Consider the following 12,663-nt stretch of genomic DNA (forward strand, 5'->3'; position numbering starts at 1 on the left):
TGTGTTCAGTTTTTACGTATATTGAAATTATCATCTTTTAACCAATAACCTGTTACTTATTATGGACCTTTTAAAGACAGTATTCATTATGATCACTTCTCTGATAACGGGGATTTTTGCCGACAAAAGTGAGATTGCCAAGAAGCCTGCGGAAGCTGCCGTTGCAAAACAATCTCTGTACGATTTTAAAGTTAAATCTTTGGTAGGTAACCAAACGGTTGATTTGAGCAAATACAAAGGAAAAAAAGTTGTGATCCTGAACGTTGCTTCAAAATGCGGTTACACAAAGCAGTATGCTGACTGGGAGAAATTCAACAAAGAACATGGTGATAAGGTTGTTGTATTAGGTTTTCCCTCCAACAATTTTGGCGGACAGGAACCAGGTACCAGCGAAGAAATTGCAACTTTCTGCTCGGCAACCTATGGTGTTACTTTCCCGATGTTTGAAAAGGTTGAAGTGAAAGGTGAAAACAAAGCGCCAATTTACAAATGGCTAACAAGCAAAGACTTGAACGGATGGAACGACAAAGAGCCATCATGGAATTTTTGCAAATATGTGATTAATGAAAAAGGTGAACTTACCGAGTTTTTCGCTTCAAAAATATTACCAACTGATCCTGAATTCCTGAAAGCAGTTGGAATGTAATCAGTAAAAAAATGAAGATGCTTAAACATTGAACAAAAACCCATAACTAAGCAGAGATGCCGTGTTGTGGGTTTTTGTATTTACAGTACCAATTATTTTTAATCAAAAAGAATGAAATCCTGGATTGAAGCAGCCCGTCCCCGAACTTTACCCTTAGCACTTTCCTGCATATTAATGGGAAGCTTTCTGGCAGCATCAACGGGTAAGTTTAGCTGGGCTGTTGCGGCATTGAGCGTATTAACGACCATCTTGCTGCAGGTACTTTCTAATTTTGCCAATGACTACGGAGATGCTGTAAACGGGAAAGATACCGAACTTCGAGAGGGCCCCATAAGAGCAGTTCACTCAGGGGCAATTCCAGCTTCAACAATGCTGAGGGCAATAATTATTTTTTCGGTTCTGGCTCTCATTTCAGGGATTTCATTGCTAACCATTGCTTTAAAAAATGCTCCTGCTAACACATTTTGGGTATTTCTTGGAATAGGAATAGCCTGTATTATTGCTGCGATAACGTATACTGCCGGGAAAAGACCATACGGATATGTGGGTTTAGGCGACCTTTCGGTATTAATTTTTTTTGGATGGGTTGGTGTAATCGGCAGCAGTTATCTGCACACCTTGATTTGGGACTGGAACCTATTATTGCCTGCCAGCAGCTGCGGTCTGTTCGCTGTGGGTGTTTTAAATATCAACAATATCCGTGACATTGAGTCGGACAAGGCCACGGGCAAAAATTCAATCCCTGTAAGACTGGGGAGAAGTAAAGCAGTTGCCTATCACTGGATGATACTGTCGCTAGGCATGCTTTGCGTTACCTTTTATACCATTCAGAATTTTTCAGGATATACCAGTTTGCTGTTTCTTTTGAGCTTTCCCTTTTTCATCAAAAATGGTCTTGCGATTTCAAGATTAACAAAAGCCTCCGAACTCGATCCCTATTTAAAACAAATGGCGCTATCCACGTTGCTGTTTGTCCTTTTGTTTGGCTTAGGCGTTGTTTTGTAATTAAGGATTGTGGTAAAATTATTCATTTGAAAGTTGAACGTTAAAATTCACCCTCGCACCCAATGCGCTAAAAACTTTCAATATTGTATCAAAACGAGCATTTGTAACACTGTTCTCCAATTTAGATATCTGAGCTTTCTGAACCCCGACCAACGCTCCAAGTTCTTCTTGTGTTAAGTTTCGTTGTTGCCTTGCTTCTTTAATAGCCTGGCCTAAAAATTCTATTTTCAGTTCACTTTCAAAATCCTCTCTTTTTTTTGTTCCTCTTTTACCGATATGCTTATCTACAAGTGTGTCGAGAGAAACTGTTTGAAGTTGATTTTCCATTATTTATTATATGTTTTTTGTTGAAAATATTTTGTTCTTAACTCTTCCGCTCTCTCAATTTCCTTCACAGGTGTTTGATTTGATTTTTTAATTATTCCATGAGTAGCAAGAATTATTGTGCCCGATTCATTATGCTTATCCCAAAAAGCAAACAACCTATAAGCAATTCCTCCATAAAGCGTCCTGAATTCCCATATATTGTTATTAAGCTTTTTTAAAAGTTCAGCATCGTCTATAATTTGAGATTTTCTAATATTATAGATTATTTTATCTCTCGCTTTTTCATCCAGACTGTCAATAAACTCAACCGCATCCGGTAAAAATTCCACTAGAAATTTTTGCTTCATAAGATTCTAACAAATCTAAAAGTTTCCTTATCAGGAAACTAATGTTTTTAGTGTATTTGTTAGACGTCTTTTTCTTATTAAGGTTTCACATAAGCCTTAATCGCAGCTCCCAGCAGCGCATACCCTTTCGCGTTAGGATGCAGGCCATCAGAAAAAAGCGATTCGTCAATTTTACCATCGGTCTTCAAAAATACGGTTCCGGGATTTAAGTATCCAACGTTCTGTTCTCCTGTCAGCTGAGCCAGTTTCGCGTTCAATTGTACAATACGTTCTTCCTGGTTTCGCCGCGGGTATATTCCGGTCATTACGATAGAAGCCTGAGGCTGGCGAAATTTCATAGCTTCGATCAGTAGTTTCCAGCCGGCAACAATTTCTTCATCTGTATTGTATTGCAGATTATTTGTGCCGATGTTAATAAAAATCTGGTTCGCATGAAATCCGTCCAGCTCACCGTGATAAACTCTCCACAAAACATTCTCTATTCTATCCCAGCCATAGGCAAGATTCGAAACCTTTATTTTTCCATAAGTGTCTTCCCACGATTCCTGTCCAACTCCCTTTGGGCCTTTTGGCAAACCACCCCAAAAGTGCGTAATTGAATTGCCTATCAAAATTGTTTTCGGCGCTGTTTTTTTATTTAGTTCAAGAATTTCACGATGCCTAACCTCCCAATCATAGTTATTGAGTTCGCGCAGCTGAGTTCTTGGAATTGTTGTGACCCCTTCACCTGCTTCTTCATGGAGTATTTTTCTTAAATGTTTTTCATAACCTTCTGCATAACGCATCATCCCCAGATCCGTCGGATGTGTTCCGTCCACCATCGTTTCAATATCCTGGTTAAATGCATCTTTGGGAATGATGTACAAATCTTCAACTCCTTCCGATTTAAGCTGTGCAAAGACCTCCTCTACCACCTGATTGATCTCCTGATAATAACCTCTTCGCTGTGGATTGATCTCGCCATCCGTACAGCCGGGATGTTCCGCCAAAACGATAGGCGTTTCCGGTCTTTTCTTTCGCAATGTCCGAACTCCTTCCAGAATTCGTTTTCTCACTTCCTCAGCCGTCATGCTGTAAGTTGCGTCGGTTCTGATCGTAAGATTCGGCAGACAGTCAAAAATATAAACTTTCGCCTCCACCTCGCCCACGAGATCGAGCACTTCCTTTTCCATTTTACCATTTCCTGAAAAGCCCAGATTGATAAACGGCCGGTCCATTTTGCGGCTCAGAATGGAAGTCCACGCCATACCCGGACGGGAAGCACATGCGCCCTGCATGATAGACGTCCCGTAAGCAACAATTGGCTTTTCCGGGCGCACTGCCAGCGGCGTAAACTTTGAACCTTCCTGAACGCCTATTTCCATCCATTTCACACTGTTGTATAAAGGAAGAAAAAGCCGGTATTCCCTTCCCTGTTTGTGATAACGGTCATTCGGCTCCAAATTTTGAAAGTCATAAGTTATGGTGTCTTTGAACGCATACTTGGCAGCACACCACAGCCAGTCGCCATCGCTGGAAACGGCATACAAATCCATCCCGCTAACACCTGTGGACGGCATGTGCGGCAAAGCAAGGTTACCTCCGACTGTATATCTGATCTTAATATTGGCTGAGTTTGACCGGAACCTGATCATCAGTCCGGCCGATTGCCGTGATAAATCCCATACCTGCTTTCTCACATCTTTTTCAGCGCGAGCCGGTAGTCTGTCATATGGATTTTTAATTTCTTTTGGCCACGCCTGCCCTTCGATCACCTGAGTTGCGGAAGTCGCCGGATTCCACCAGGTAATGTTTTGTGCGAAAGAGAAAGAACCCTGAGAAAGAAAAAGAAGAAAGAATGCAAAAATTTTAATTTTCATAAAAACAAAAAGGACACTGATGTATCGCTACAAAAGTGCCCTTTCTGGTATTATTTACTACTCCGGAAGTAATTATTTCACAATTACACCGTCTGCAATAAATGTCAGTTCCTCTTTTGGTTCGGTGATTTTTGCAACTTCCTCCTTACTTTTACCGGCGTCCAATGCATAATGCTGTAAGTGCTCTACCGGAACCGTTTTCTTTTGTGCTTCACCTTCAAACACAACTGTTTTTCCTGCTATATCTTTTGGAACAAAAAATGCATAATCTTTAAACATTACCCGCATTGTTTCGCCATTGTCCATTTTTACTTTCATCCAGCAGCCTTTTACCTGGCAAACCGATTCCACAGTTCCGGTAACTTTTGCGGGCATTGCTTCGGCGGTTCCCATCTTTTTTGGAAGTGCGCTGGCCTCTATTGCTTTTTTATCATTGATATCTTTACCAAAATGAGCAGCAGTCTGTGCCTGAACAGCATAAACTGATAAAACGGAGAATATAAATGTGAATATTTTTTTCATGTTCTTTGATTGATTTAGTCGCTTATGTAAAATTAATATAAATAAGCTAAACAAAACGTTTTCCCGGATTAAAACTTACTGCCCGGCAGGATTTCATTCCAAAACTTCCAGCCAGCCCTTGCAGTGATTCCCGTTTGGTGTATCGACGACGTAGTAATAGGTACCATTGGCAATTCCTTTTCCCCAGTCATTTTTATAATCCATTGATTTATAAATTCTTTTACCCCAGCGATTATATATCTCCACTGCTGACTGAGCTACGGGAACTATGAAAAAATCATTTTTGCCATCTCCGTTGGGTGTAATTACATTGGCTAAAATAAAGGCTGGCTCGGCAACCAGTTTTTTCGAGACTGTCAATGAACAGCCCGCTGCATTGTAAGCTGTGAGTGTTACCGAGTATTCTCCCGGAGTTTCATAAACGTAGTTTTCAACATTTGGATCGTTTACCGTATTTCCTGTACCAAAATTCCACTCATACCGTGATGCATTTTTGGTAAGGTTGGTCATCCCATATCTGACCGGCTCGTTACAGGCCTCCCCGGATCTGGCAATTTCAAAATCCGGTTCATACGAACGATCGACCCGTACTGTAACTTCCCTGATGGGCCTGCAACCATCTTTGTATAAACCTTCAACTTTATAAGTTGTCGTGACAGTTGGTTTCACCGTTACAGAGCTGCCAGTAGTCTCAGGAAGTCCGTTTGCTACCAGCCAGTGAAACTGTTCCGCTCCGCCGGTTACAGACAGGACGACCGAGGCGCCCACACAAATTTCGGTATCAGGCATATCAATAAAATCCGTTTTTTTATCAACATTGATTTTTACCTCCCGCACAACCTTACAGCCGCCGGCGCTACCAATTTCTACTGAATAAGTTGCATTTTCATTTACCGTAACCGTGGGTGTGGCGATCTGAGCATTATCCATACCGGTTGCAGGAGTCCATTTATATGTTGTTCCTCCGGATGCCCAGAGCTGTATTTTACTGTTTTCGCAAACTGTTGTATCACTTTTAATTGCCGCATTAATCGTTTCAACCACGATCTTTTTTTCCGCGATATCAACCCGCTTGCAGGTTAGCCGGTTGTAGGCCTGCAAAGTTACTGTGTATGTGCCGGGCGTTCTGAAAACATATTCGGCCTCATCCTTTTCTCTTGAAATAGTACTTCCGTCTACCTCCCAGATATAATCCACACCGCCTTCACTGGTATTTACAAACGACAGCGATAGCGGGGCGCATCCTGTTACAACATCTTTTTTACTCCCTTCATAAACGTCAAAATCTGCTTTCAACCGGTCTATATCAATTTTAAAAGCAGCGTTGTTACAATTCGAACTTTTGTTTGTTTTGGACCAGGCCTGCGGTGTCACAGGAAAGTGACTTCCGCCACAGGCACAGGTTGCATGATAGATCACTCCATTTTTATCAAAGCGACTGGTCCCTCCGTCCACATGATCGCCCTGAGCATTTCCGGAACGATCTGTACTGCCGAAGTAGGTGGCATAAAGCAGCGACTTAGCCCCTGTTTCAAGAATGGCAATGTAAAAATTATTTCCATTTGTAACACTTTGTATCGCGTCCGGTGTAACAACAAGACCATTGGTATTACTTGCAAGATTATTATTGGTAGAAATATTGACGTTTCCTCCCCATCCTGCGATGTAAATATTACCACATGAATTTACAAGAAATGCTGTCGGCGATATATCCGGTGTTCCGCGCCCGGATCCAATAACGGTAGAGAAGTTAGTTTTGGACAACCCGGCATCCAGCGAATGGATAAACTGACCGCTTTTGGCATTGTTATAAACCCCAGAAGTTACCGGATAAGCGCCGAACGAAAGCCCGTAAACATATACATTTCCACCGGCATCAAGATCCAGAAGATAAGCTCCGTCTGCCTGTTCGGTGCCCAGATACGTTGTTCCGGCTTGTTTGTCGTTGTTATAACGTGAGATAAAAGCATCTTCACTGCCTCCTAATTTGGCTTGATAAGCTGCTGAATGAACTGGCAAGTCCGTACTCTGCGTAATTCCGGTTATGTAGATATCTCCTGCCGCTGCAAGTTTGACAGAAAACGCAGCATCATACTGATTTCCACCCACATAAGTACTCCAAAGCAAGCTGGTTACATCCGCAGAAAATTTAAAAAGAACACCATCCTGCCTACCTCCCAAACTGCCCTTTACTGGATTTTTTAACGGGAAATTTGTCGAGTTTGTTGACGCTACACCAATAATATTGTCGTCTTTATCAGTAATAATTTCTCCCCGAAAACTATCTCCGTAATTTCTTACCACGACCCGGTCCTCTGTACTCAGACCATCATTTCCACTTCCGCCCAGATACGTTGAGCCTGCTAATTGCCTCCCGTTAAGGGAAAGTTTTGAAATAAAAATATCGCTGCCATTCGGTAGATCCAGCCCTGAAATAGGCACGATGCCGGTTCCTCCTCCAAAAGCCGTTTGAAATGCACCGGTTGTTGTCGGAAAATTCCTGGAAGAAGTCGTCCCTAAAATAACCAGTTCCTTTTTGCTGTTTACAATTAGGCTGTTTGGAATATCCGTACTTGCACCACCAAGATATGTTGCATAAATAAGATCACTTCCATCCGGATTAAACTTCATGATGGCCACATCTACCCCACCCTGAAAGCGAACCTGAAAAGCACCTACCGTTGCGGGAAAATTTGTTCCGAATACCGTGCCTCCTGAATAAAGGTTACCTTCATCATCATACGTTGCCGTATGCCCCCAGTTGTCGGGAACCGATCCTGAATAGGTTGAAAAAATCAGTTCAGGATCAATTACCAGCTTCCGCGATTTGTTATAACCTTTTGGCAATAAAAATTTGACCGTATTGGCATCCGATAAAGTAAATTTCGATTGAACTTCAACTGCCGTTTTATTGATTTCCTGGAAAGAATAAGGTTCTGCTTCCTTAAAATTTCCCAGTGGTGTATTGATCTGAATCTGCCCTTTTTCACTCAAAACTACATCAGATGCACCTTCATACTTCAGACTAATTTTCGAAGCATCAGCCTGAGGATGAACAATAAACTCATATTTCAGGGTAAACTGATGCATGTAAATACGCATGTCGATTCCGGGGTAAATATTTCCATAAACCACCTCTTCAAAACCCTGAACGTCGCCCGCCCAGGTGTTTTTATCATTCCCCAAAAAATAATTAAAGCGTGTGCTTACTGGATTTTTTGCAGTGTGTTTAATACCAGCGGCCGCTCCCTGAAACTGTACTTCAACACCATGTGCAGCAATGGTATTCAGGTCAGGCAACTTAGCCAGAGCAGATTCAGAAGCGCCCTTTCCGTGCTGTGCAGAAATTTTAGAGGCGTCATAAAAAACGTAAACCAGGGAATGATCTTTCAAAAACAGAAAACCTCCCGGAACTTCGGTACGAAACAGGATATCATCTTCCCACTGCCCCCGGTTTTGAATAAAAAACATTCCTGCCGCATTGGCAGAAAAGGATAAGGTGAGAATAGAAATCAGGAAAAACAGTACAGTTTTTATCATACCCGTTGCATTCTTTTGTGTCTTTATTTGAACGCAGAAACCGAAATGATATTTTCACAAAACTCGTATTCCTGTTTAACATTAGAACCTAATAGAAGCATCTGGTTTCCAGTATGAAGCGTAACATTATCAATGTACCACTGAAACCCCTGCGCATCCAGGTTGGTTGTTGGTTCATCCAGGAAAATTACGGGTACATCCGACATAAAAGCCAGGCCAAGTTTCAGGCGTTGTTTCATACCGGAAGAAAAATGACGGATCAGTTTATGACTTGCGTGAGAAAGTTTTATGAAATCTTCAAATTCCGTAACAGTCATCTTATTTTTTAAAGGTTTGAATTTGGCATGAAACTCAACCATTTCCTTTAAAGTAAATTCTTCCACAAGTTCCATATAAGGCGCCGCAATGACCAGATGTTTATACCATTCATCCACTTCAAGTTCCTTTCCATTTTTACAGGTATAGCGAATTGTACCTTCTGAAACCGGAAAAATACCTGTAAGTAGCTGTAAAAGTGTAGATTTGCCACTGCCATTTGGACCGACAAAAGTATATTTCTCCCCGGCTTTCAGTTCAAAACTCGCGTGACGAAAAATCCACTCCCGAACAAACTTCTTGCCGATATTTTCAACTGAGATATGCAATTTGAGAAGCGTTGGTTTCTGAATTTATTTAACTGAATAGTAATCCCAGGCTGCTTTTGTGATTTGAGCGATTACAGCATCTCTGGTTTTCTCGTCAGCAGCGGCATTGGAAACATACACCACCACAGCTATCTGTTTTCCGTCTGGAAGTGTCATGATTCCTACGTCGTTGGACGCAGCAGTTATTCCTTTTTCGTTAGTACCCGAAGTTCCGGTTTTATGAGCGACCCTGGCTTCTTTGGGAAGTAATCCCCTCATCCGGTTCGGCCCCGTCGTCGTTTCTGTCATTATTTTCCAAAGGAAATCGTTACTCTCTTTTGACAGCTTTTTACCTTTAAAAAAGACGTCCAGCAATTGAAGCATCGCGGCCGGACGGGACCAGTTGGTGAACTGGACATTCCAATCTTTCGACATTTCCTCTTCCGTAGCTGCAATCGCTATGTCTTTCACACCCAAAGTCCGGATATAATCTTCTACGTTTTTCGGCCCACCCAAAAGTCGGAAAAGTATATCACAGGCATTGTTATCACTCATGGAAACAGTGTAACTCAACAATTCAGCAAGCGTAACATCCACCTCGCCCTCCGGATATTTTTTAGATAATGGGCTCCATGTTTTCGGACTGACATCCTGCCTGGTGACATGTATTTTTTGAGACAAAATAAATTTCCCTTTATCTACCTGGTCTAAAGCGGCCATGGCTAATGGAAACTTAAAAACACTTTGCATCGGAAACTTGTGACTTGGATTTAAGACCATCGTCTCACGACTTTTCAAATCCATGATCCCGACACCGACTACGCCACGAGCCTCTTTCGAAATCGTCTCAATTTTTTTTGCAAACTCCGCTTTCTGAGCAATACTGACAGTTGGAAAGAAACCAATCAGAATTACAACAGTTCTAAAAAACTGTTTTGCAAATATTCGACACATTTTCAAACGATACATAATTCTTAACTCTTCATTCTTAATAATTCACAACTACTTCACTTCCGATTTCTTCACACCCTTCTCTTCTACTGTCAGCCGTACAAGCTCAATTCTTGTATCCTGCATCGACACAACCTGGAATGAATAAGGTGGTAAACTCAGCGTATCATTAACATCGGGCAAGTCACCGTGATGGTGGATAAGCATTCCGGCCAGCGTATCGTAATCGCCTTCAGGTAATTCCCAGCCATATTTTTCATTCAAATAATCAATTTCATGACGCGCACTCAGAATGTAAATGTGCTCATCAATCTGGCGCTCGGTCCAGTCCTCGGTAGAATCATATTCATCCTGAATTTCACCAAAAATCTGCTCTACAACATCTTCCACGCTGACAAGTCCGGAAGTTCCCCCGAATTCGTCAACAACCAGGGCAAGACTTCTTCTTTCTTCCAAAAACCGCAGCATCAGATCACTTGCCGGCATTGCCTCAGGCACAATTAAAATTGGCGTAATGATGTTGCTGATCTCTTTTGGCTTTTTGAAAAGAGAAAGCGCATGGCAATAACCCAGTACGTCGTCAACAGAATCCCGGTGAACGATAATCTTGGAATGTCCGCTGGTGAGAAAGGTTCTTCTCAGGTCTTCAATACTTGCATTTACGTTTACAGCTGAAATTTCCGTTCTCGGGATCATGCAGTCACGGATTCTTAAATCCTTAAAATCAAGCGCATTGATAAACATGCGCTCTTCAATGCTGTGATCGTCGAAATCAGGATCATCGGCAGAAATAGCGTCGTCACGAAGGGACGGCGATAAAATATTCTCTTTTACAAAAGGTTCCACCAGCCAGTAAACAGGCGTCATCAGCCACTCTCCAAAACGGACTGCCATGGTTTGTAAATCCAGAAGTTTTGGAAAACTTCTGCCAATTTTAACCCAGCTTGTGTAAGATAACATCCAGAAAATGGCCAGTCCGATAAACAAAAATGTGACCGAAATATTCTCAGCCCAACCCGGACTTTCTTTAAAAATGGTGTAGACAAATCCTATCGCTGACAAACAGCCCAAGGCAACAACAAGCAGCCGAAGCATGCGAAGGATCCTGCGCCAGTAAAGTGTTTGATAAACCTCCTCCGCCTTTTCGTGACGAAGCGAATATCTGTCAAACGAAATATCAAGCAATACAGAGCGGACAGCCCCATAATAACCTGCAAGGATAAAAAAACAAACTGCTGTGAGAAAGAGTAAAATGCTCATTTTTTTACCAGTTTAACCGGCTTTTGTTTTTTCTGCTGCCTTAATTCTTCTTCCTTTTTCAATTCCAAAGAGGCCTTCAAACGCCTGAACTGAAAAGTGAGTAAACAAACAATACTTAAAAGCAGCAGCCAGTAACTTTCAAACATTCCCGCCCGCCGGAATTCGAGAACCCACATGGTAAAAAAACCAATGGCAAGTGCAAGCAATATTGTCCTGAGAAGTTTGGGATTCATGAATTAATATGTCGGTACAAAAAATGAAGCTGTCTTTATTTCAGCCCCTATTATATTTCAAAGATACACAGATTGGATTAAAATGAAGCCCGGCAAATAAATGTACCCGGCCTTTCATAATAACGCGTTCATATTTCCTCCAATTTCTTTAAAATACCTAACTTGCAGCAATTGCCGTACAATCGGTTTTAAATATCCGAATTGTAAAATTATTTCTTGAAAAAATATCCTATTTTACTATGAGCGAAACCACAAAACGCTTTGCGCCTGGTGTTGTAACCGGTGACGGAGTTAGCGAAATTTTCCGCCATGCCAACGAAAATAACTATGCCCTTCCGGCGGTTAACGTGGTAGGTACCAATTCAGTAAATGCAGTTTTAGAAGCTGCAAAGGCTGTTAACAGTCCCGTTATTGTTCAGTTTTCCAATGGCGGTGCAATTTTCTTTGCAGGAAAAAGCGTTCCGAACACCAATCAGCAGGCTGCCATTGCAGGTGGAATTTCCGGAGCTCAGCATGTACATCAAATGGCTGCACTTTATGGCGTTCCTGTTATTTTGCATACAGACCACTGCGCAAAAAAATTGCTTCCGTGGATAGATGGTTTGCTTGATGCAGGTGAAAAACACTTTGATCAGTATGGTGTTCCTCTTTACAGCTCTCACATGCTGGATTTGTCGGAAGAACCAATTGAAGAAAATATTGAAATCTCTGCAAAATATTTCGAACGCATGGCTAAAATTGGCATGACGATTGAAATTGAATTAGGTGTTACGGGTGGAGAAGAAGACGGTGTCGACAACAGTGATGTTGACAGCTCAAAACTTTACACTCAGCCTGAAGAAGTTGCTTATGCTTACGAAGAGCTTTTGAAGATTTCTCCAAACTTTACGATTGCCGCTGCATTTGGAAACGTTCACGGCGTTTACAAACCAGGTAATGTGAAACTGGAGCCGAAAATTCTTCATAATTCTCAGGAATTTATCAAACAGAAATTCGGAACAGGTGACCTTCCTGTAAACTTCGTATTCCACGGAGGATCAGGGTCATCACGTGCAGAAATTCGTGAAGCAATCGAATATGGTGCGATCAAAATGAACATTGATACAGACGTTCAGTGGTCTACCTGGGAAGGAATTTTGAAATACTACAAAGAAAAAGAAGGTTATCTTCAAACACAGCTTGGCAGCCCGGACGGACCTGATTCGCCAAACAAAAAATACTACGACCCACGCGTTTGGTTGCGCAAAGGTGAAGAAAGCATGATCTCCCGTTTGAAAGTTGCGTTTGAAGATTTGAACTGCATTAATCAATTGGGATAAAAGTACTAGACTTGCCAAGTCTAACAATACA

Annotated in this window: 12 protein-coding genes; 3 read left to right on the plus strand and 9 right to left on the minus strand. The window is 41.8% G+C overall.

The genetic code is table 11. The features are described from left to right. Positions 1 to 88: 88 nt before the first annotated feature. Together E0F88_RS02630 and E0F88_RS02635 are read left to right on the plus strand one after the other, a co-directional pair. On the plus strand, positions 89 to 646 hold the full coding sequence (locus E0F88_RS02630) for a glutathione peroxidase (RefSeq protein WP_229213655.1): 558 nt from the start codon (positions 89 to 91) through the stop codon (positions 644 to 646). Positions 647 to 757: 111 nt separating this feature from the next. Then, entirely contained in the window at positions 758 to 1,651 is an 894-nt protein-coding gene (locus E0F88_RS02635) for a 1,4-dihydroxy-2-naphthoate polyprenyltransferase (RefSeq protein WP_131956367.1), read from the plus strand. Between the two features lie 18 nt (positions 1,652 to 1,669). Here E0F88_RS02635 and E0F88_RS02640 read toward each other — a convergent pair whose 3' ends face one another. The 9 genes from E0F88_RS02640 to E0F88_RS02680 all read right to left on the minus strand — a co-directional run bounded on the left by E0F88_RS02640 (position 1,670) and on the right by E0F88_RS02680 (position 11,313). Then, a complete protein-coding gene (locus E0F88_RS02640) occupies positions 1,670 to 1,978 on the minus strand; it encodes a helix-turn-helix domain-containing protein (protein WP_131956369.1) in 309 nt (102 codons plus the stop codon). After that, positions 1,978 to 2,325: a type II toxin-antitoxin system RelE/ParE family toxin gene (locus E0F88_RS02645; protein WP_131956371.1), complete on the minus strand. Its 348-nt coding sequence runs from the start codon at positions 2,323 to 2,325 to the stop codon at positions 1,978 to 1,980. Before E0F88_RS02645 ends, E0F88_RS02640 begins: the two co-directional genes overlap by 1 nt. A gap of 77 nt (positions 2,326 to 2,402) precedes the next feature. After that, complete coding sequence (locus tag E0F88_RS02650; RefSeq protein ID WP_131956373.1) at positions 2,403 to 4,184, minus strand: SGNH/GDSL hydrolase family protein; 1,782 nt, start codon at positions 4,182 to 4,184, stop codon at positions 2,403 to 2,405. A gap of 72 nt (positions 4,185 to 4,256) precedes the next feature. Beyond that, positions 4,257 to 4,706 (minus strand): DUF4920 domain-containing protein, encoded by a 450-nt coding sequence (locus E0F88_RS02655; protein ID WP_131956375.1) that lies wholly within the window; start codon positions 4,704 to 4,706, stop codon positions 4,257 to 4,259. A gap of 93 nt (positions 4,707 to 4,799) precedes the next feature. Then, positions 4,800 to 8,246 (minus strand): DUF7948 domain-containing protein, encoded by a 3,447-nt coding sequence (locus E0F88_RS02660; RefSeq protein ID WP_131956377.1) that lies wholly within the window; start codon positions 8,244 to 8,246, stop codon positions 4,800 to 4,802. A gap of 23 nt (positions 8,247 to 8,269) precedes the next feature. Further along, positions 8,270 to 8,890, minus strand: a complete 621-nt coding sequence (locus tag E0F88_RS02665) for an ABC transporter ATP-binding protein (RefSeq protein WP_131956379.1) — start codon at positions 8,888 to 8,890, stop codon at positions 8,270 to 8,272. Positions 8,891 to 8,914: 24 nt separating this feature from the next. Then, positions 8,915 to 9,823, minus strand: coding sequence for a class A beta-lactamase, subclass A2 (gene bla, locus E0F88_RS02670; RefSeq protein ID WP_131956381.1), 909 nt, complete (start codon positions 9,821 to 9,823; stop codon positions 8,915 to 8,917). A gap of 48 nt (positions 9,824 to 9,871) precedes the next feature. Further along, complete coding sequence (locus E0F88_RS02675) at positions 9,872 to 11,080, minus strand: hemolysin family protein (RefSeq protein WP_131956383.1); 1,209 nt, start codon at positions 11,078 to 11,080, stop codon at positions 9,872 to 9,874. Further along, on the minus strand, positions 11,077 to 11,313 hold the full coding sequence (locus E0F88_RS02680) for a hypothetical protein (protein ID WP_131956385.1): 237 nt from the start codon (positions 11,311 to 11,313) through the stop codon (positions 11,077 to 11,079). Before E0F88_RS02680 ends, E0F88_RS02675 begins: the two co-directional genes overlap by 4 nt. Before the next feature lie 239 nt (positions 11,314 to 11,552). Between E0F88_RS02680 and fbaA the strand changes: the two genes are divergently transcribed. Then, a complete protein-coding gene (fbaA, locus tag E0F88_RS02685; protein WP_131956387.1) occupies positions 11,553 to 12,632 on the plus strand; it encodes a class II fructose-bisphosphate aldolase in 1,080 nt (359 codons plus the stop codon). The last annotated feature ends 31 nt before the right edge of the window (positions 12,633 to 12,663 follow it).

It is taken from the genome of Dyadobacter psychrotolerans (assembly GCF_004349265.1).
Taxonomy (GTDB): domain Bacteria; phylum Bacteroidota; class Bacteroidia; order Cytophagales; family Spirosomataceae; genus Dyadobacter; species Dyadobacter psychrotolerans.

What these genes read in the sequence shown, in the direction of transcription:
- E0F88_RS02675 (WP_131956383.1), bottom strand. Translation starts at nt 11,080, where the DNA reads ATGAGCATTTTACTCTTTCTCACAGCAGTTTGTTTTTTTATCCTTGCA.
- E0F88_RS02655 (WP_131956375.1), bottom strand. Translation starts at nt 4,706, where the DNA reads ATGAAAAAAATATTCACATTTATATTCTCCGTTTTATCAGTTTATGCT.
- E0F88_RS02640 (WP_131956369.1), bottom strand. Translation starts at nt 1,978, where the DNA reads ATGGAAAATCAACTTCAAACAGTTTCTCTCGACACACTTGTAGATAAG.
- bla (WP_131956381.1), bottom strand. Translation starts at nt 9,823, where the DNA reads ATGTGTCGAATATTTGCAAAACAGTTTTTTAGAACTGTTGTAATTCTG.
- fbaA (WP_131956387.1), top strand. Translation starts at nt 11,553, where the DNA reads ATGAGCGAAACCACAAAACGCTTTGCGCCTGGTGTTGTAACCGGTGAC.
- E0F88_RS02650 (WP_131956373.1), bottom strand. Translation starts at nt 4,184, where the DNA reads ATGAAAATTAAAATTTTTGCATTCTTTCTTCTTTTTCTTTCTCAGGGT.
- E0F88_RS02645 (WP_131956371.1), bottom strand. Translation starts at nt 2,325, where the DNA reads ATGAAGCAAAAATTTCTAGTGGAATTTTTACCGGATGCGGTTGAGTTT.
- E0F88_RS02680 (WP_131956385.1), bottom strand. Translation starts at nt 11,313, where the DNA reads ATGAATCCCAAACTTCTCAGGACAATATTGCTTGCACTTGCCATTGGT.
- E0F88_RS02635 (WP_131956367.1), top strand. Translation starts at nt 758, where the DNA reads ATGAAATCCTGGATTGAAGCAGCCCGTCCCCGAACTTTACCCTTAGCA.
- E0F88_RS02630 (WP_229213655.1), top strand. Translation starts at nt 89, where the DNA reads ATGATCACTTCTCTGATAACGGGGATTTTTGCCGACAAAAGTGAGATT.
- E0F88_RS02660 (WP_131956377.1), bottom strand. Translation starts at nt 8,246, where the DNA reads ATGATAAAAACTGTACTGTTTTTCCTGATTTCTATTCTCACCTTATCC.